Source organism: Natronolimnohabitans innermongolicus JCM 12255, from assembly GCF_000337215.1.
GTDB classification, from domain to species: domain Archaea; phylum Halobacteriota; class Halobacteria; order Halobacteriales; family Natrialbaceae; genus Natronolimnohabitans; species Natronolimnohabitans innermongolicus.
The window spans coordinates 33,391-50,889 of record NZ_AOHZ01000047.1 but is presented as its reverse complement, the minus strand read 5'-3'; the positions used below and the strand labels follow the sequence as shown (position 1 = coordinate 50,889).

Below are 17,499 nucleotides of genomic sequence, written 5' to 3'. Positions count from 1 at the left end.
GATCTTCGAGTATCGCCTACAGCACCTCGAGCAGTTCGAGCAGCGGAACCACGGCGAACCAGGTGAGATAGCTCAGCGACGCGATCAGCAGCGTCGTGATCTGCTGGGCCCCGGTCGCATCGGTCAGCCGACGGTGAAGCAGCCAGCAGAGTCCGAGCGCGTGAACGGTACTCAACGCGATCACGGATCCGTACGCCGCTGGAACGACGTCGAAGGCGATCCAGGCAAGTCCCGTCACGGCGGCCAACACGGTCGCTACGATCGCGAATCGGGCGGCGCCGTCGACGCCGAATCGAGCGGCGATCGTTCGCTTTCCGGCGGCTCGGTCGGCGGCAACGTCGGGCACGCCCGCGAGCGTGATCGCCGGCAGGATCGAAAGGGCGTACGGCAGGCCGAGCAGCCACGGCTCCGGCGTGCGCCACGAGCCACCGACGGCGACGAACCCGATCAGGAGGACGGCGATGCTGTGCGTCCAGGCGACGGTCACCTCTCCGAGCGTTCGGTAGGACAGCTGTAGCGGCGGGACCGTGTAGCCGAGCGCCGGAATCGCGAGTGCGGCCATCGCGCCGCCGAGCGCGACCGTCGAACCGTCAGCGGCGACGAGCGTGGACAGTCCGAAGAGCGCTGAGAGTGCCGCCGTAACGCCGATCCCGACCCGGAGTTCGCCGAACGAGAGTCGATCGTCGACCAGAACCTGTGAGCCGCCCGTGAACGGCCCGGCGAAGGTATTCTCTCGGTCGGTTTCGTAGTCGTAGTACTCGTTCGCAAACACCGTCGCAGCCTCGAGGAAGAACAGGAATCCGAGGCCGAACCAGTAGGCCGACGACTGGAAGACGGCCGTCGAGCCGACGGCCGCCAGCGCGCCGATCGTGTACGCGATCCAGGCCATCGGGTGAAACTGCAATCGAAGCGCGCCGAGCCACGTCGTCGCCTTCCGCATCGCCCGCTGTCGAGTCGATTCGGGTCCCGACTCGAGGGATCGACCCAGACCGCGGACGTCCTCGAGCCACCCCTCGCGTTCCTCGAGGGACGACCCCTCGATCGGGCCCAGTTCCGTCACGCGTGTGGTTCGCACGCCCGCGTAGCCGAGCGTCCCGCGTTCGATGGCGTTCGTTCCGGGCCGGCGGTAGAGCCAGCGGTAGACCCACGGCGGCATATCCATCGTGACGATCAGCTCTGCGGTTTTGTCGTCGAGTAACTCCGCGTGACCGGCTCCCTCGCCCTCGTCGTAGTCCGCGAAGGCGAACCCGGGTTCGAACACGCGGTCGAAGAAGCCCTTGAGCCGCGCGGGCATTGTCGCCCACCAGTTCGGATAGACGAAGACGAGGTGGTCCGCCCACTCGATATCGCGCTGAGCGTCCCGCAGATCCGGCTCGAGAGATTGCTCGGCCGGACTCTCCGCGTGGACGTCGGGATCGAATTCGCAGTCGGCGACGGCGAGCTCGCGGACGTCCACGCCAGCCTCGTCGGCGCCCTCGCGGTACGCCTCGGCGAGCGCGCCGCAGTAGCTGTCGGTTCGGGGGTGACCGAGAACGACGAGAACGTTCACGTCACTCGGCGGTTCAACGATCGCCCGGAAATAACTGCTCCGCCGCTTCGGTCGCTGAAACCGATCGATCACGGTCGCCGCTCCGGACGCGCTCGGCCGAAGCAGCGACCGTCGGTGCAACGATCGACAGCAGCACCGCCGTGATCGGTTCGGAAGCCCGTCTCACTCGAGCAGTTCGATCGCGTCGTCGCCGTTCGGGACGGCACAGAGGAATGCGCCCGGTTCGTCGCCTTCGTTGCGATACCAGTGGACCGTCCCGCTCGGGATAAGCAGCGAGTCGCCCGGTTCGACTTCGTGCTCTTCGTCTCCGAGACCGACGGTGTACTCGCCCTCGAGGACGTATTGCTCGTGTTCGACCTCGTTCGTATGTTCGGGGACCTCGGCGCCGGGCTCGAGGACGAACCGCCGAATCGCGAAGTTCGGCGCGCCGTGTTCGCCGTCGATGAGGACGCCCTTCTCGAGGCCGTCGGCGGCTTCGACCGGTTCGTACTCGATCTCGTTACTGTGGCGGATCAGTGGTTCGGTCATGTCTTCGAGTTGGAGCCGAATCCGCAAAACGGTCCGGGTCGCTACAGCGCCCGACGCAGCCGGGCGAAGAGAGACCAGACACCGCCGAGCGCACCGAGGACGAGTGCGAGATTGAACAGGAGGATCGGCCGTTCGGGGCCACCAATGGCCGGAACGGTCATACGGCTGCTCCTCTCGTCGATAGCATCTCCGTTCTGATCGATGACACGTCTACCGATCGATCACTACTGCCAGCGCCGTCGCTCACCGATATAAAATACTGCAATCAAGTGCCGATACCGCTACGAATCTACCTTACAGGCGCTCGACGTTCGTCGCGCGCGGGCCCTTGGGGGCCTGCTCGATGTCGAATTCGAGCTCCTGTCCTTCCTCGAGGTCCGGGCCGCCGATGTCTTCCATGTGGAAGAAGACGTCCTCGTCCGCGTCCTCAGTTTCGATGAATCCGTAACCGCCAGTGTCGTTGAAGAAATCAACGGTTCCTTTCGCCATTGCTTCTAAAGAGAACGCCCCGACACTCATAAAGGCTGCGTCTCGGTTTGGTCGTTGATAGGCCGACGGCGAGTGGCGTTTCTCTCGACTACGGCCAGTTTCCGTCGCTCACAGTTCCTCGCGGTCCTCGAGTTGGTGGATCGTGATCGAGACGAAGTAGACGAGCATGAAGAGGCCGAACCCGACGACGAGTCCGCCGAGTTCGAGCGCGCCGATACCGCCCGGAGTGACGACCGCGAGCATCGCTAACGCCCCGAGAAACACGGCGATCGTGAAGAGGCCGATAGCGTAGTAAAAGCCCGTGTCGGACTCGAGAAACTCCCGCATACCCGTCTCTTTCGCAGCGGGTGACAAAATGATATCGACGTCGGCCGTCGGCGTTCGATTCGGGCGCGCGCCTGCGAGTTCGACGCGAGTGCGAGTCTGGAACGCGTCGGTCTCGACTGGACGCGGGTCAGTAGAGGAGGCTGTCGGTCGCCGTCGCGTACTCCTCGGGGATCAGTTCGGCGATCGCGTCCGGGTCGGTCTCGCCGTTGACGTTGACGAGGTACGTTCGGCCGTGTTCGTTGCCGTAGACGCCCTGGAAGTCGTAGACGAAGCCGTAGACGTCGACGTCATCCGGGATCTCGTCGGCTTCCCGGAGGAATCGCGCCTGCCTGTCGACGTTGTACTCGACGAGCTGGTTGATCACCGTCTCCTCGTCGGCCTCGGCGTCCACGAGGTCGCTCTCGAGGGCGTCCTCGACGACGGGGACGAGTAGCTCGACCCACTTGTCGACGCCGCGCGGGCCGGGGCGGTCGCCGCCGGTTGCGACCTGGTAGGCGGCGGTGACGGCGCCACAGCCGGTGTGACCGACGACGGCCGCGACGTCCGTTCCGGCGTGGTGGATCGGATACAACATTCCGCCGTCGACGATCCGTTCGCCGTCGTCTACGTCCCAGACCTGATTGCCGATGTTGCTCGGCGTAAACACCGATCCGGGGTCGTCGACGCCCCACATTCGCTCCTGTGGGACGCGGGAGTCCGAACAACAGATCGTGACGACGTCGGGCTGTTGGCCGGTCTGAACCGCCGAGAAGTAGTCGTCGGGAAGCGATTCGACGTGGCGTTCGTTGCCCGCGAGCAGCTCGTGGAGCACGTCGTGTTCGGCGCTCATAGGAGAACGATCACGGATAGTAATGAAAATAGTTGCTCTTCGGTCCGATTTTGCGTCGGTGAGTCGTCTCGAGCCCGCGTTCGACTCTCGGGACCGGTTCTCGAGGGGCGCCACGACGCTGCATCGTACTCTCCGGCGACCGGTTCCGCGAGCCCAATCTTCTCCTACGGGCGCAATCATGTGAGCGTATGGCAGAAACCAGACAGTGGCACCTCGCGAGTCGTCCGGTCGGCGAACCGACCGAAGAGAACTTCGAACTCGTCACCGTCGACAGACCCGAACCCGAGGCCAACGAGGTCCTCGTGAAGACGCTGTACCAGTCGGTCGACCCCTACATGCGCGGCCGCATGCGCGATGCAGAATCCTACGCCGAGCCGTGGGACGTGGGCGAGCCGATGAAAGCCAGCGTCGTCGGCGAGGTCGTCGAGTCCAACGCCGCCGAGTACGACGAGGGGGATATCGTCACCGGCGACCTCCTGTGGGCCGAACACGCCGTCGCAGACGCGGGAGAACTCCAGCGGGTCGACCCCGATCACGGCCCGATCTCGACGGCGCTCGGCGTCCTCGGTATGCCCGGCGTGACGGGCTACTGGGGACTGAACGACGTCTGTGATCCGAAACCCGGCGACACGGTCTTCGTCTCCGCCGCGGCCGGCGCGGTCGGCTCCGTGGTCGGCCAACTCGCCAAACTGTCGGGCGCCCGCGTCGTCGGGACCGCCGGCAGCGAAGCCAAGATCGACTGGCTGACCGACGAGCTCGGCTTCGACGCGGCGATCAACTACAAGGAGACCGACGACCTCTCGAGTGCGGTCAAGGAGGCCTGTCCGAACGGCGTCGACTGTTACTTCGATAACGTCGGCGGCCCGATCACGGACGCCGTCTGGCCGCGGCTCAACGTCGACGCCCGCGTCGCCGTCTGCGGCCAGATCGCGCTGTACAACGAGACCGAGGTGCCGACGGGGCCGCGAAAGCTCACCAAACTCATCGAGACCCGCGCGACGGTCGAAGGGCTGCTCGTCAGCGACTACCAGCAGCGGTGGGGACAGGCCCTGCAGCGACTCTCGCAGTTCGTTCAGAGCGGCGACATCCAGTACCGCGAGAACGTGGTCGAGGGCTTCGAGAACGCGCCCGACGCGTTCCTCGGACTGTTCGAGGGCGAGAACATCGGGAAGCAGGTCGTCAAGGTCGCCGACGGACAGCACGCTTAGTACCGTCCCAACCGTCGGCTGATGGGGCGAATCGGACCACACCGCATGATTCGCCCCATCGGTTCAGGCTTGGACCGCCACTAGAGAAGCCGCGGCGTCGCCGGGTACGTCCACGCGTCTCCGTCGAGGGCCTTGATCGCGGCGACGACGCAGACGACGATGTTGAGGATTGGAAGCACGAAGAGGAACACGAATCCGACGAGAACGGCCGTGAGCAGCATCGAGACTAACAGATAAATCGTCAGCATCAGCTGCCAGTTCACCGCGTTCTTCGCGTTTTCGGCCGCGAACTCGTCGTCCGTCACGACGAGGACGATCAGCGGACCGAAAACCCACGTAAACAGTGCCAGCGCGTGCGTGATCCCCGCGAGCGTCGTTCCGTTCTTGCGCTCCGCTTCGGCGCTGCGTGCGTGTGTCCGCGTCTCCGCCCCGGCGCTTCGGCTCCGAGCACCCCACTCATCAGCGGTGACCGGCTCGCCACACTCGCTACAGAAATTCGCGCGTGGCTCGAGCGACGCCCCGCAGTATTCGCAGTAGTTGCTCACGGCACAACAGCGGTCGGCGAGCGTGATAATTGTATTCAGAACGCCGTCGTCGGCCCCGTCAGTCGGTCAACCCGTAGCCGATCTTGAACAGGTAGACGTCGACCGCGATGACGACCGCGGTGAGGACGGTCAGGACGCCGAGCGACGCGTAGGGGGCGAACTCGGCGTAGGCGGCCGGCGCGACGTAGTGCATGTCCGAGTGGCCGAGCAGGCCGTATCGGACGCTGTCGACCATGTAGACCATCGGGTTCAGCAGCGAGAGGTACACCTGCCAGGCGTGGTCGAACATCTCGAGGGAGTAGAAGACGGCCCCGAAGAACACGAGCGGGCGCAGGATGAACTGGTTCATCACCGTCAGATCGTCGAAGTCCCGCGCCACGAGGCCGCCGATGATCCCGAAGCCGGCAAAGAGCGCGGCGATGACGACCATCGTCGCGACCAGGAACAGCCCGTTCTCGATCGAGATCGGGACGAACAGCCGTCCGATGACGGCGATGATGACGCCGACGATCAGTCCGCGGACCGCGCTCGAGCCGACGTAGGCGACGACCATCTCGGCGTAGGAAAGCGGCGAGGTCAGCGTCTCGTGGATGTACTCGTTCCAGCGGCCGTGGAAGATCGAGAACGAGGCGTTCTCGAAGGCGTTCGAGATCGTCCCGAGCACGACGAGCCCGGGGACCAGAAAGAGGATGTAGCCGATTCCCTCGACCGGCTCGTCGATCCGACCGCCCAGGATCAGCCCGAAGACGGCGAAGTAGAGCACGTTCGTGATCGCCGGCGGCATGAACGTGTTCTTCGGCCGGCGGATGAACCGCAACACCTCGCGGCGAAACAGCGCCCGGAACCCGACCGAGAGCATCAGGCGACCCCCTCCTGTTCGGTCTCGGTTCGTTCTCCGCTCCGTTCGGCGTCGGCATCCGTCTCGTCCGTCCCGCCCGCACTCGAACTCGAGGCCGACGACCGGGTCACCGTCCGATCCTCGCTTCGGGTCAGATCGACGAAAATCTCCTCGAGCGAGGTGCGAGAGATCTCGAGGTCGGCGATCTCGTACCCTCGCGACTCGAGGTCGTTCAGCAGTCGCGGCGCGGTCGAGCCGCCGTCGTCGACGCGCACCTCGAGGCCGTCGCCGGCCGGCGAGGTCGAGACGTCGTGGGCGTAGGCGTCGAGTTCGGTCTCGAGGTCGGCCGCGGCAGAGGAGGTGACGGACGACTCGAGGCGCAGCGAGATGGTGTCGGTGCCACGCTGTTTGAGTTCGTCGGGGGTCGCGACGGTCACCTTCCGGCCCTCGTTCATGATCGCGACGCGGTCACAGAGACGCTCGGCTTCCTCGATGTAGTGGGTGGTGAGGAGGATAGTCGTCCCCTCGTCGTTGAGTTCGGTGACGAGGTCCCAGAGGTCGTGGCGCAACTGGACGTCGACGCCCGCGGTGGGCTCGTCGAGAATGAGCAGGTCCGGATCGGTGACGAGCGCGCGTGCGAGCAGCAAGCGGCGTTTCATCCCGCCGGAGAGCCAGTCGAAGCGCTCGTTGCGTTTGTCGTAGATGCCGACGCGTTTGAGCACTTCGTCGGCGCGCTCTCCGGCCTCCGCTTCGGGAATCCCGTGGTAGCCGGCCTTGTGGATCAGTACCTCCCGAATGGGGAAGAACCGATCGACGTTAAACTCCTGTGGCGCCAGCCCGATCGAATCGCGGGCCTGCTGGTAGTCGGCTTCGATGTCGTGGCCGAAGACCCGGGCGTCGCCGCCGGTCTTTCGGACCAGGCCGACCAGCGTGTTGATGAACGTCGTTTTCCCTGCCCCGTTGGGGCCGAGCAGGCCGAAGAACTCGCCCTCCTCGACGGTCAGTGAGAGCCCCTGCAGGGCGCGTAACTCGCCGTATTCTTTCACGAGATCGACGGTCTCGATGGCCGGTGGCATCGGCGGATCTCAGCCGGCGCCGCGGTTAAGAATGTTGATCTGGGCGCCCGAGACGGCCGATTCGGACCATGTTGCCGGTTCGTCGTCCCCGCTCAGTTCGGCAGGTCTGGCTGGTCGCGCGCTCGCGGTGCGCCTGCCGGATTGACGGCGCCGCTTTTCTGGACGATGTCGAAGGCGGTCATCACGTCCGACCGGGAGATCAGACCGACGAGGTCCTCGTCGTCGACGACCAGCAGTCGGCCGATGTTCGACTCGCGCATGTCGTCGATCGCCGTCATCGCGTCCGAATCCGGCGAGATCGTCTTCAGGTCGGTCGTCATCACGTCCTCGACCGTGTACGCTTCGCGTTCGACCGGATCGATTTCGCGGGCGTCCGTAAGCGTCACGAGCCCGACGAGCCGCTCGCCGTAGGCGTCTCGTTCGATGACCGGATACCCCGTGTGTCGCTCCGTGAACATCCGCTGGATCAGTTCCGATACCGTCGTGTCGGGTTCGACGGTGTGGAGATCGCCCGCGGGCGTCATGATGTCGCCGACGGTCACGTCCTGGAAGGCCGCTTTCATCGTCACCTGCTGGGCCTCGCTCGAGGCGGCGATATAGACGAAAAACGCCAGCCCCAGGAGAATAATATTGAACGGCGGAATCAGTCCGAACAGCCCCATCAGGATCGCGAAGAGCTTGCCGATGCTCGCGGCCTGCTGGGTGGCCTTCGCGTACGGCTGGTTGCGGGCGAGAAACGCGCGGAGCACGCGACCGCCGTCCATCGGGAACGCGGGGATCATATTGAAGACGGCGAGGAAAACGTTCAGGATGGCGAGGTAGCCGAACACGAACCGAGCGCCGTCGAACGTTTCGGGCAGGAAGAAAAAGACGACGTACGAGCCGATGCCGACGAGCACGGAGACGATCGGTCCGGCGATGGCGATCGTAAACTCCTGTCGCCAGTCCTCGGGCATCTCCGTGAGCGCGGCGATGCCGCCGAGCAGCCACAGCGTGATCGAATCGATCGGAAAGCCGTAGCGCTGGGCGGTCAGCGAGTGGCCGAGTTCGTGGAGGACGACCCCGACGAACAGGCCGATCGCCGCGATCAACCCGACCAGATACGGCAGCCACCACTCGGTCGTCAGCGCGTCGGCGTCGATTCCTGCCCCCATCGTCACGTTGAGAATCTCGACGACGGGCTCGAGTTGCACGCCGATGAGATACGCGAACAGCGGCAACACGAGCAAGAACGTGAGATCCAACTTGATCGGAATCCCGAAGAGGGAACCGATCTTGAAGCTCTTCATCATGCCTCATGCTACCTGTGGAAGCCCCTTAAACACGCCGCCGGGGTCCCGTTTCGCCGGTTCTGGTAACCCACTGACCGCAATCGCTGGCGCCGATCCACTCCGCTCACGTCGAAACGCCTACGGACGCCGACCGGCCGCGGTGCGTTCGATCCAGTGCGTGTCGGTCCCCGATCTTCGAGCGTTCCCCGCGCCACACGGTCGCTAATACATATAATGGCATATTTATCTACTAGCCAGTATGTATCCCTCCCCACAACACGTTTATATGTGAGCTCGCTGTCGTCAGTGGTAGAACGATGGAATCGCACGCAACCACCGTCACCACGACTGCAACCGCCACCGAACTCCGCCGACTACCAGCCGAAATCGACTCCACGCAGGGGAAACTCGTCTACCTCTCGCTCGAGGCGACCGAGGGAGCGACGCTCGAGGAACTCGAGGCACTCCTGACGCTGAAGAAGCTCACGATCCTGAGCGTCCTGAACTGCCTCTCGAGCCGTGAACTGATCGACAAACGCGGCGATACCTACGTGACGAACTGAGGCGGTCGGTCCCTGCTGGCGCGTGTCGCCGACGCGATTGGTGGGACTTCTTTTCACACCAGCATTCGCACGTCACCCCAGTGCCGTCCGCTCTCGACCGCGTTCCTGGCACGTGGTTCGAAGCCTTTATCCGCACGGTAGGCCTGCGTTTTCGTAAGTAACCACAACCATGTCCGACAAACCCGCCTCAATGTATCGGGAAATCAGTAAGCCGGCCTACACGCGCCGCGAGTACATTACTGGGATCCCGGGTTCGAAGATTGCACAGCACAAGATGGGCGACATCAGCGCCGACCCCGAGGACTACCCCGTTCAGATCAGCCTCGTCACCGAAGAGGAGGTTCAGATCCGACACGGGAGCCTCGAGGCCTCGCGCCTGTCGGCGAACCGCCACATGCTGAAAAACGCCGGTGAGGGCAACTACAAGATGATCCTCCGGAAGTTCCCCCACCACGTCATCCGCGAGAACAAGCAGGCGACGGGTGCGGGTGCAGACCGTGTTTCCGACGGGATGCGCCAGGCCTTCGGGAAGATCGTCGGCACCGCCGCGCGCATCGACGCCGGCGACCGCATCTTCACGATCTGGTGTGACGTCGACGACGCCGACTTCGCCAAGGAGGCGCTTCGTCGCTCCTACAACAAGATCTCGCCGCCGTGTCGCGTCGTCGTCGAGAAGGGCGAAGAGCAGCTGATCGCGTAATCTCGCTTCGACCGAAACTGGTTATCTACTGATCGCACAGTCGGCGTGCGATCAGGGACGTATCGACGTTCAGTGGCTACTATAGTCGCTTACGTTTCCACGAGACGGCCATCGGATCGGGGCCGTCGTCGCCACGCGCCGGCGACCGCCACGGGAACGAAGACGCCGATAAACGAGAAGGCGAGCACCATTGTGAGGACAGTTGGGTCGGAAAAGCTCGTCGTCGCGATGAACAGCGCGAGCGCGGCGTTTCGGGCGGCGGTCGTCGTTGCCAGTACTTCACGCGTGGTGCGAGTCGGTCCGCCGAGGACGTACCCGGCCAGCAACGCGGCGACGACGATGAGACTCGAGGCCAACAGCGTCCCGGTGCCGACGAGACGGAGCATGTCGTCGGCGTAGACGACCACCAGCAGGACGAGCAAGAAGGCGAACGAATAGTCGGAGAGTCGCTGAATCGGTGGATACAGCCGGTCGGAAACGGCTCTGTAACGGACGTCGATAGCGAGTCCGGCGACCAGCGGGACGAGCTGTACGGCGACGACTAACTGCGCGATTCCGAGAGGATCGGCCGTGACGTCGCCAGGGATGAGAAGCGCGGCTGTAACCGGAACCGACACGACGGAGAGAATCCCCAGGACGGCCATGAGTCCGCTTGCAAACGCGATGTCGCTCTCGGAGATTTCTGCGATCTTCGGGCCGAAGGGAGCACCTGGCGCCATGGCGATCAACAGGATTCCGACCGCGTGTCCCGTGCTCATCGGGATGAGCCGGACGATAGCGTACGCGACCAGCGGGACGAGGACGAGGTTCACGAGCAGCGACTTCGCCAGCAGCCGTCGCCTCCTGAGCGCGTTCACCAACTGAGCGGGAGCGAGCTCGAGACCCATCGCGAGCATCGTCGAGAGAACGAAGACGGTCGTCGCGGCGTCGACGATCGCGTCGACGGGAACCGTTACCATTCGTCTATCACGGTGTTTAAACTGTAACGAAACGACCGGTATATATCGTTCGTTACTCGACGTCGCCGGCGTGGGATTCACCACCGCTCGAGGCGAGGCACCTTTTTTGCCGTTCCCGTCCCGATTCTCGAGCATGATCGATCTGGCGGTCGCGAACGATCAGGAGACGTTTCGGCGGATGCGCGCCCCTCTCGCCGAGCGCGGGATACGGGTTCACCACGTGCCCGCGAGCGAGCGCGTGGTGCCCCTAGGTGCGGATTCGCCGTGGTCGGGCGAGGAGTACGACGCGGGGTTCGTCTATCCGGGGCGACTCATGGAGGGCGGCGTCGCCGACGCTTTGCTCGAGATACCGTGGCTCAACGACCACGAGACCGTCCTGACCTCGCGGAACAAGGCCGAAGTGATCGCCCGGCTCGGGCAGGCTGATCTGCCAGTGCCGGAGTCGGTCTACGTCTCGAACGACGTCGGAGAGGACGAGTTAACCAACGTCTTCGATCGGTTCGAACCGCCCGTCGTCGTCAAACCGAACTCGACGACGCGCGGCGTCGGCGTCGCGAAAGCTCACGACCTCGATTCGTTTCTGGGAATCTGTGACTACCTCTCGCTGGTCCACGACTATCAGGCGACCGGCGACCGATCGTTTCTCGTCCAGGAGTATCTCCCCGACGCGACCGACTACCGCGTGATGGTCCTTGAGGGCGAGTACGTCGGCGCGGTCGAGCGACGGCTCCCCGACGCGGCCGTTTCGGAGGGCCAGTGGAAACACAACGTCCACCGCGGCGCCAAGGCGACCGGCGTCGACCTCCCGCTCGAGTTGCGCGACCTCGCCGAATCCGTCGCCAGCGAACTCGAAATCCCGTTTCTCGGCGTCGACCTGCTCGAGACCGACGATCGGGTGGTGGTCAACGAGACGAACGCGCGGCCGACGATCGACGAGGAGACCAAGTACGAGTCGGACTTTTACGACCGGCTCGCGGCGGCGATCTGCGGGACGCTCGAGTGAGTGCTCCGGTCCGGCGAGCGTCCGGGTTCGTCTGCGTTCGTTCGCGTCCGAAAAACGAGCGACTGCGATGTGAAAACGGTTCGACTGCGACCGTGGCTGCAACTGGACGGCGACCGCGACGGCGACCTCACTCGAGGCTGATCCCCGAGGACTGCTCTGCGGGTTCGAAGACGACCTCGAGGACGCCGTTGTTGTATGTTGCGGAGGCGGTGTGTTCGTTGACGCGCTGGGGCAGGGAGACGCGCTCGTCGTACTGGCGGTGGTCGCTCGAGGCGGAGATGGTCAGCGTCTTGCCGTCGCACTCGAGTTCGATGTTGTCCTTCTCGACGCCTGGCAGGTCGGCGACGACGCGAACTTCGTCGTCGGTCTCGTGGATGTCGACGTGGGTATCCATCCCGAATCCGTTGTCGACGTCGCTCGAGGCGGCGAAGTCGACGTTCGTGTCCGCGCCGTTCATCATTTCGTTCATCATTCGTTCGATTTCGCGGAACAGGTCGTCGAAGGGTTCGTCGCGGTCGTCTCGGCGCATACCCAACGGTAGTAGACGGCGCGGCAAAAACTTTCTGTCGTCCCTAGTTGTTCGAGCGGAACCGAACCGAAACTCGTGTCGATGTCGTTGAAAGCCGGTCAGTGAGCGAATCGACGACCGACCGTCGGAGTCGACCTACAGCCCGACGCCCATCGTTTCGTTGGTCGTCTCGATGCTCTCCTCGGCGTCGGCTTCGCCAAGCACTGCCCGGATGGCGTCGACGTTCTCCGGCACGACGTCGGATTCCTGGTGGATGCCCTGGAAGAGATAGAGGTCCGTCCCGACCGTCGAGATGGACTCCTCCCAGATGCAGTTCTCCCAGATGTCGCCGCGCGGGCGACCCGCGTCCATGGCGTACTCCTTGAGTTTGCCGCTGCCGTCGATATCCATCCGCTCGGGAATGAGAAAGAGACGGGATTCGTCGGCGAACAGGTCGCGAACCGTTTCGGCGTCGACTTCCTCCTCGAGGGTGACGTTCAGGCTGTGCATGTGCATCAGCGTCGCCGGCACCTTCATCCCGAGCGTGTCGATGTCCAGGTCGTCGAAGATGGTTTCGACGTCGGGACCGTGGTGGGATGGGATCGTGACCGGATTCGGCAGGATGTCGTTGATCGGACCGCGGGAGGTCTGGCCGGGGTCGCCGCCGCGGCGGACGAGCGTCGCGCGGACCTTCTCGACGCCGTACGCTTCGCGAAGCGGCGCGATCACGCGGGAGAGTCCGGTCGTGTTACAGGAGACGACGCGGACGTGGTCGGCGCCCGTAGCGTCTTCGAAGTTCGAGCGCGCGTTGAAGCTGACGTCGACGAGGTCGGCGTCTTCGCCGCCCTGGTAGAGCGCGGGCGTGTCGTACGCTTCGTACATCGACTTGTTCTCCGCGCCGATGCCCGACGGCGTGGCGTCGACGACGACGTCGGCTCCGTCGACGAGGTCCTCGACGGGACCGGCGATCTCGAGGCCGGCCTCGGCGAACTGATCTGCACGGTCCTCGATGGCGGCGTAGAGCGAGAATCCCTTGTCGATTGCCGTCTCGGCCTCGAAGTTCGGCCGCGTCTTGGCGACGCCGAGTACCTCCATGTCGGGTTGCTGCCGGACGGCGTCCGCGACGCGTTTTCCGATCGTGCCGTAGCCGTTGATCGCGACCTGAATCATTCTGTGCGGGAGTCCACTACCGAGGGGGATAACCGTTTCGAGGCTCCTCGATCGATTTTAACTCGACGGAGAGTTTTACGCGCATTCCAGTAGCCGTTCGGACGGCCGGCGGACGGATGTCGGTGACGAGACTGGTGACTGGGTTTATACGTCATCGAGCGCGATAATTGAGATATGGTCGAGGTGGAAGCGACGTGTGACCGACGCGGAGACGTGACGCTCGTTCGGGGACTGGTCACGAACACACGATCGACACCGCAACGGATTCGCCTGCGGAGCCGACTCGAGGGTCCGGTCTGGACGCCGGACGGAACGACGATTGCGGTTCCGGCGTGGGACGCCGACGAGGGCAGTTGGACGGCGACTGTCCGGCCCGGCCGAACGCGCGGGCTCGGGTTCGCCAGTCCGGCGCCACCCGTCGAGACGCCGATCGAACTCGTCGGCGCGCGGCGCACCGACGACGAACCGGCGACGTCGCGGACGGCCGTCGACGACCTCGAGGCGTGGGCGCCGCCGTCCGACGTCCTCTCACGGGAGCTATGATCGTCGCCGTCGCTGGCGGCAAAGGCGGCGTCGGCAAGTCGACGACCTCGCTGAACCTCGGCTACGAACTCGACGCCGTCGTCGTCGACGGCGATCTCACGGCGGCGGATCTTCCGGCGGGGAGCGGACCGGACCTTCACGACGTGTTAGCTGGCCGCGTCGAGCCGATGGCGGCGGTCGAGCGCATCGGCCCGATTCGGTACCTCCCGTGCGGGCGAACGCTGGCTGGCGCCCGCGCCGCGGATCTCTCCGCGTTCGGCCGCGTCGTCGATCGACTCGAGCGCGAGTGTGGACGGGTCGTCATCGACTGTCCCGCCGGCCTCGCACGCGACGTCGGAACACAACTCGAGGCGGCACACCTCGCCGTCCTCGTCACGGCGCCGGACGACGCCGCACTCGTCGACGCGCTCCGGACGCGACGGCTCGCGGCCGACCTCGAGACGCCGGTCGCCTCGATCGCGCTCAATCGGGCGCGGACGGACGACCACGCCGACCTCGCGAGTCGCATCGAAGAACGGTTCGGGGCGGTGACGACGATCGTCGAAGAACGGTCGGCCGTCGACGAGGCTCAGACTCGGTGGCGTCCTGTCGCCGAGTTCGAGCCAGAGTGTCCCGCGGTCGGCGCGTTCGACGACCTCGCCTGGACTATCCAACGCTGTGAACAACGACTCTCGAGTCGGATCGGCGTGCTGTGATCGCGGTCAGTCGTCCGAGGACCCCTCCTCCGGGAACGTCGGTGGAGACGCCGCTGGCGATTCCGACACGGCGTCGGCTGGCACCGTCACCGCGTCGGTCGCGCCGTCGAACGCGAGTTCGATCGTCTCCGAGAAGCCACAGTCGGTGCGGTGTTTCGGCACCGAGAGGTAGTGTTCGACGTCCGCCCCTGTCACGGGAACGGTCGCCTCGAGGTCGAAGACGATGTCCGCGACGTGCGTCGTGATGTCGCGGTTTGCTGGTGTCGACGCCGTCTGTGTACAGTAGAGGACGGCGACGCTGTTGGTCTCGACCATCCGCTCCTCGAGATCGTTGAGGAACTCGACGTAGGCGTCTCTGTCCTGTCGCTCGAGCGTGTCCGCCACGTCGACGATCAGGTTCGCACCGTCGGGCAGTTTCCCGAGTACCGTTCGCAACTGGTCGAACGGGCTGGTCCGGTCGACGCGGCGAATCGTCGGCGATCCGGTCTCGAGCGTCGACGATTCGATCGCGCGGTCGACGCCGCGTTCGGAGCGACACGTCGTGACGTACAGCGTGCCGCGTACGGCGGTGAGTTGGTACAGTAGCTGTTCGCCCTGACTCGCCGGGTCGGCCGTCAGCGCGACCACGCTGCCCGGTCTGACGCCGCCACCGAGTCGCCGGTCGAGCGCGTCGACACCGGTCGCGAGCAGTTCGTCCGCGTACTCCGGCGGCGTCCGCGAGGTCGCGTTTTTCGTCTGGAGCGCGCTGACGATCTCGTCGTAGGCTGCGCGTGCATCCTCGTTCGAGCGTGGCGCCTCGACGTCGGGAACGACGCCGAGTACCGGCACATCAACCCACGAGTCGACCGCATCAGGGACGGACGAACACCGATTGCCGACGACGCCGAGGACGGGAACGCCGAGTCGGGAGGCCATCTCGATCGTCGTTTCCGCGGCCTCGAGGCTGCGCTCGTCGTCGGTCGTGACGACGATTACGCCGTCGGCGACCGAGAGCGGATCGACGGCGTCAGGTCCCGCTCCGGAGGGACAATCGACGAGCACCTGCACCGAGTCGAGCGTCAGTCGCTCGAGCGCCTCCGCGAGGTCGACCTGTTCGCTGGATTTCGGCGCCGGAAGCAACCCGACGTTCGGCGCTCGCGGATTCTTCTGTGCGACCTGGACGAGGTCGTCGCTGCCGTCGACGGCCGCCAGCGTCGGTTCACGGTCGACCTCGCCTCTGACGTGGAGATTCGGAAGCTGTCGGTCGGCGTCGACGGCGAGCGCTGGCGTTCCGGTACGACCGAACGCCTCGGCGAGACCGAGCGTCGTCGTCGTCTTCCCACAGCCGCCTTTTGCACCGGCGATTGCGATCATGTCTCGATTAGGCGTCGGCTTCCCATTTGAACGTGTACACGGATCGACCGATCACTGCCGCTGTGGCAGATCCGTCACCGTCGACCGGATCGTCATTCGCGAGACGCCGGCCAACTCCGCGAGTTCGGTCTGCGTGACGTCGACGCCGTGGTCGTAAGCCGCAACGTACAGGCAGGCCGCCGCCACGCCGCTCGGATTCTTGCCGCCGATTCTTCCCTGCTCGGAGAGCCAGGTGACGTACTCGCGGGCGCGACACTCCACGTCGGCTTCGACCTCGAGTTCGGTCGCGTACCGCGGCAGGTACTCCGTCGGCGAAATGGGGCCGACGGGAAGCCCCAGCTCCCGATTGAGGGCGTCGTAAGCGGCTTTCAACTCGTTTCGATCGGCGCGTGCGACGCCGACGATTTCGTCGATCGTCCGCGCGATCGACTGGACGCGACACGTCGCGTAGATACAGGCCGCAGCGAATCCCTCGAGCGAGCGGCCGTAGAGCAACTCCGCGGACTGTGCGGACTCGAACAGGGCACAGGACTGCTCGCGAAGCGACGTCGGGAGCGACAGCGCCGAGACGATTCGTCGGATCTCCGCAAAGCCGTAGGCCCGGTTTCGGTCCGCCTTCGAGTCGAACCGCGCCTGATTGTGCTGTTTGCGCATTCGAACGAGCTGGCGCTTTCGTGGCGCTGAAATATCCGTTCCGGTGCCGAACCCGATCTCGGTCGAGAGCCCCCGATCGTGGCGCGAGCGCTCGAGTGGTGCACCGGTCCGGCGAGCCCCCTCTCGATCGCCGTCACCGCACCGCCATTCGGGACCGTGATCGAGTTGTTCTCGTCCAACGACGAGACCACACCCCTCACAGATGCGCTCGTTGTTCGACTGTCGTACGGTTCCACTACACTCGGGACATCGATCTTGCTGCTGTGTCGTTCCCATGGCAACCCCAAACCGCCCGAACGTGTTGGCGTGAAAACGGCTCTGCACCAATATGTATTAAATTTTGATGTCTGTGGCGGTATTCACAGTAGGATGAGTAGTAATATTTAAATTGCTGCGGGCGAGCCGTCGCGCCAGCGGGGACAACACCGTCCGTCAGTCGCGGAACAAGTCGTCTCGGTCATCGTCGGACACTCACATCGCGACTCGACGCGAAAACGGGGACGGTAGTGGTGATGATGGTGGTCGTGTGTAATCGGGTCCCTGCCCCGAGGGCGGTGGAGGGGGCCGCCAGTCGGGACCCGACTAGCCGTACGATGGCACTACCGATATACCAATCGCAAGGTAAAAGAGACGTTTGAGTTAACGAACGTCCCGAAACGATCGGTTTCACCGAGGTTTCGTATTATCTGTG

Annotated in this window: 20 protein-coding genes; 6 read left to right on the top strand and 14 right to left on the bottom strand. The window is 64.6% G+C overall.

The window, feature by feature from the left end; all coding sequences use genetic code 11:
* Positions 1-16: 16 nt before the first annotated feature.
* From C493_RS10295 to C493_RS10275, 5 genes are all read right to left on the bottom strand, one after another.
* Positions 17-1,549, bottom strand: a complete 1,533-nt coding sequence (locus C493_RS10295; protein ID WP_007259366.1) for an NAD(P)H-dependent oxidoreductase — start codon at positions 1,547-1,549, stop codon at positions 17-19.
* Positions 1,550-1,711: 162 nt separating this feature from the next.
* Positions 1,712-2,077: a cupin domain-containing protein gene (locus C493_RS10290; protein ID WP_049889285.1), complete on the bottom strand. Its 366-nt coding sequence runs from the start codon at positions 2,075-2,077 to the stop codon at positions 1,712-1,714.
* Between the two features lie 294 nt (positions 2,078-2,371).
* The gene (locus C493_RS10285; RefSeq protein WP_007259363.1) at positions 2,372-2,566 is read right to left on the bottom strand and encodes a cold-shock protein; all 195 of its coding nucleotides are present in this window, start codon (positions 2,564-2,566) and stop codon (positions 2,372-2,374) included.
* Between the two features lie 108 nt (positions 2,567-2,674).
* Positions 2,675-2,893, bottom strand: a complete 219-nt coding sequence (locus tag C493_RS10280) for a hypothetical protein (RefSeq protein ID WP_007259362.1) — start codon at positions 2,891-2,893, stop codon at positions 2,675-2,677.
* 127 nt (positions 2,894-3,020) lie between these two features.
* The gene (locus tag C493_RS10275; RefSeq protein ID WP_007259361.1) at positions 3,021-3,722 is read right to left on the bottom strand and encodes a carbonic anhydrase; all 702 of its coding nucleotides are present in this window, start codon (positions 3,720-3,722) and stop codon (positions 3,021-3,023) included.
* A 188-nt stretch (positions 3,723-3,910) separates the two neighbouring features.
* Between C493_RS10275 and C493_RS10270 the strand changes: the two genes are divergently transcribed.
* Positions 3,911-4,930 carry an NADP-dependent oxidoreductase gene (locus C493_RS10270; RefSeq protein WP_007259360.1) on the top strand — a complete coding sequence of 340 codons (1,020 nt, stop codon included), beginning with the start codon at positions 3,911-3,913 and terminating at the stop codon, positions 4,928-4,930.
* Between the two features lie 80 nt (positions 4,931-5,010).
* On the opposite strand, the gene C493_RS10265 is transcribed toward C493_RS10270, so the two are convergent.
* From C493_RS10265 to C493_RS10250, 4 genes are all read right to left on the bottom strand, one after another.
* On the bottom strand, positions 5,011-5,475 hold the full coding sequence (locus C493_RS10265; RefSeq protein ID WP_007259359.1) for a DUF4870 domain-containing protein: 465 nt from the start codon (positions 5,473-5,475) through the stop codon (positions 5,011-5,013).
* Between the two features lie 58 nt (positions 5,476-5,533).
* A complete protein-coding gene (locus C493_RS10260; protein WP_007259358.1) occupies positions 5,534-6,334 on the bottom strand; it encodes an ABC transporter permease in 801 nt (266 codons plus the stop codon).
* Entirely contained in the window at positions 6,334-7,389 is a 1,056-nt protein-coding gene (locus tag C493_RS10255) for an ABC transporter ATP-binding protein (RefSeq protein ID WP_007259357.1), read from the bottom strand. The genes C493_RS10260 and C493_RS10255 overlap by 1 nt, the downstream gene beginning before the upstream one ends.
* A 92-nt stretch (positions 7,390-7,481) precedes the next feature.
* The gene (locus C493_RS10250; protein ID WP_007259356.1) at positions 7,482-8,681 is read right to left on the bottom strand and encodes a CBS domain-containing protein; all 1,200 of its coding nucleotides are present in this window, start codon (positions 8,679-8,681) and stop codon (positions 7,482-7,484) included.
* 296 nt (positions 8,682-8,977) lie between these two features.
* Between C493_RS10250 and C493_RS10245 the strand changes: the two genes are divergently transcribed.
* A complete protein-coding gene (locus tag C493_RS10245) occupies positions 8,978-9,223 on the top strand; it encodes a hypothetical protein (protein WP_007259355.1) in 246 nt (81 codons plus the stop codon).
* Between the two features lie 169 nt (positions 9,224-9,392).
* Positions 9,393-9,923, top strand: a complete 531-nt coding sequence (locus tag C493_RS10240; RefSeq protein WP_007259354.1) for a 50S ribosomal protein L16 — start codon at positions 9,393-9,395, stop codon at positions 9,921-9,923.
* A gap of 89 nt (positions 9,924-10,012) precedes the next feature.
* Here C493_RS10240 and C493_RS10235 read toward each other — a convergent pair whose 3' ends face one another.
* Complete coding sequence (locus C493_RS10235; protein ID WP_007259353.1) at positions 10,013-10,882, bottom strand: bile acid:sodium symporter family protein; 870 nt, start codon at positions 10,880-10,882, stop codon at positions 10,013-10,015.
* Positions 10,883-11,015: 133 nt separating this feature from the next.
* On the opposite strand from C493_RS10235, the gene C493_RS10230 reads away from it, so the two are divergent.
* Positions 11,016-11,885, top strand: a complete 870-nt coding sequence (locus tag C493_RS10230) for an ATP-grasp domain-containing protein (RefSeq protein WP_007259352.1) — start codon at positions 11,016-11,018, stop codon at positions 11,883-11,885.
* A 127-nt stretch (positions 11,886-12,012) separates the two neighbouring features.
* Here C493_RS10230 and C493_RS10225 read toward each other — a convergent pair whose 3' ends face one another.
* A complete protein-coding gene (locus C493_RS10225; protein WP_007259351.1) occupies positions 12,013-12,414 on the bottom strand; it encodes an Hsp20/alpha crystallin family protein in 402 nt (133 codons plus the stop codon).
* Between the two features lie 135 nt (positions 12,415-12,549).
* Positions 12,550-13,563: a type II glyceraldehyde-3-phosphate dehydrogenase gene (locus tag C493_RS10220; protein WP_007259350.1), complete on the bottom strand. Its 1,014-nt coding sequence runs from the start codon at positions 13,561-13,563 to the stop codon at positions 12,550-12,552.
* 174 nt (positions 13,564-13,737) lie between these two features.
* On the opposite strand from C493_RS10220, the gene C493_RS10215 reads away from it, so the two are divergent.
* Positions 13,738-14,106, top strand: a complete 369-nt coding sequence (locus tag C493_RS10215; RefSeq protein ID WP_007259349.1) for a DUF7857 domain-containing protein — start codon at positions 13,738-13,740, stop codon at positions 14,104-14,106.
* Positions 14,103-14,801, top strand: coding sequence for a MinD/ParA family ATP-binding protein (locus C493_RS10210; protein WP_007259348.1), 699 nt, complete (start codon positions 14,103-14,105; stop codon positions 14,799-14,801). The genes C493_RS10215 and C493_RS10210 overlap by 4 nt, the downstream gene beginning before the upstream one ends.
* A gap of 6 nt (positions 14,802-14,807) precedes the next feature.
* Here C493_RS10210 and C493_RS10205 read toward each other — a convergent pair whose 3' ends face one another.
* Positions 14,808-16,154 (bottom strand): DUF7125 family protein, encoded by a 1,347-nt coding sequence (locus C493_RS10205; RefSeq protein WP_007259347.1) that lies wholly within the window; start codon positions 16,152-16,154, stop codon positions 14,808-14,810.
* 51 nt (positions 16,155-16,205) lie between these two features.
* Positions 16,206-17,084: a transcription initiation factor IIB gene (locus C493_RS10200; protein WP_007259346.1), complete on the bottom strand. Its 879-nt coding sequence runs from the start codon at positions 17,082-17,084 to the stop codon at positions 16,206-16,208.
* Between the last annotated feature and the right edge of the window lie 415 nt (positions 17,085-17,499).

What these genes read in the sequence shown, in the direction of transcription:
- C493_RS10210 (WP_007259348.1), top strand. Translation starts at nt 14,103, where the DNA reads ATGATCGTCGCCGTCGCTGGCGGCAAAGGCGGCGTCGGCAAGTCGACG.
- C493_RS10290 (WP_049889285.1), bottom strand. Translation starts at nt 2,077, where the DNA reads ATGACCGAACCACTGATCCGCCACAGTAACGAGATCGAGTACGAACCG.
- C493_RS10280 (WP_007259362.1), bottom strand. Translation starts at nt 2,893, where the DNA reads ATGCGGGAGTTTCTCGAGTCCGACACGGGCTTTTACTACGCTATCGGC.
- C493_RS10245 (WP_007259355.1), top strand. Translation starts at nt 8,978, where the DNA reads ATGGAATCGCACGCAACCACCGTCACCACGACTGCAACCGCCACCGAA.
- C493_RS10260 (WP_007259358.1), bottom strand. Translation starts at nt 6,334, where the DNA reads ATGCTCTCGGTCGGGTTCCGGGCGCTGTTTCGCCGCGAGGTGTTGCGG.
- C493_RS10235 (WP_007259353.1), bottom strand. Translation starts at nt 10,882, where the DNA reads ATGGTAACGGTTCCCGTCGACGCGATCGTCGACGCCGCGACGACCGTC.
- C493_RS10215 (WP_007259349.1), top strand. Translation starts at nt 13,738, where the DNA reads ATGGTCGAGGTGGAAGCGACGTGTGACCGACGCGGAGACGTGACGCTC.
- C493_RS10200 (WP_007259346.1), bottom strand. Translation starts at nt 17,084, where the DNA reads ATGGGAACGACACAGCAGCAAGATCGATGTCCCGAGTGTAGTGGAACC.
- C493_RS10225 (WP_007259351.1), bottom strand. Translation starts at nt 12,414, where the DNA reads ATGCGCCGAGACGACCGCGACGAACCCTTCGACGACCTGTTCCGCGAA.
- C493_RS10270 (WP_007259360.1), top strand. Translation starts at nt 3,911, where the DNA reads ATGGCAGAAACCAGACAGTGGCACCTCGCGAGTCGTCCGGTCGGCGAA.
- C493_RS10250 (WP_007259356.1), bottom strand. Translation starts at nt 8,681, where the DNA reads ATGATGAAGAGCTTCAAGATCGGTTCCCTCTTCGGGATTCCGATCAAG.
- C493_RS10220 (WP_007259350.1), bottom strand. Translation starts at nt 13,563, where the DNA reads ATGATTCAGGTCGCGATCAACGGCTACGGCACGATCGGAAAACGCGTC.
- C493_RS10285 (WP_007259363.1), bottom strand. Translation starts at nt 2,566, where the DNA reads ATGGCGAAAGGAACCGTTGATTTCTTCAACGACACTGGCGGTTACGGA.
- C493_RS10205 (WP_007259347.1), bottom strand. Translation starts at nt 16,154, where the DNA reads ATGATCGCAATCGCCGGTGCAAAAGGCGGCTGTGGGAAGACGACGACG.
- C493_RS10275 (WP_007259361.1), bottom strand. Translation starts at nt 3,722, where the DNA reads ATGAGCGCCGAACACGACGTGCTCCACGAGCTGCTCGCGGGCAACGAA.
- C493_RS10230 (WP_007259352.1), top strand. Translation starts at nt 11,016, where the DNA reads ATGATCGATCTGGCGGTCGCGAACGATCAGGAGACGTTTCGGCGGATG.
- C493_RS10240 (WP_007259354.1), top strand. Translation starts at nt 9,393, where the DNA reads ATGTCCGACAAACCCGCCTCAATGTATCGGGAAATCAGTAAGCCGGCC.
- C493_RS10255 (WP_007259357.1), bottom strand. Translation starts at nt 7,389, where the DNA reads ATGCCACCGGCCATCGAGACCGTCGATCTCGTGAAAGAATACGGCGAG.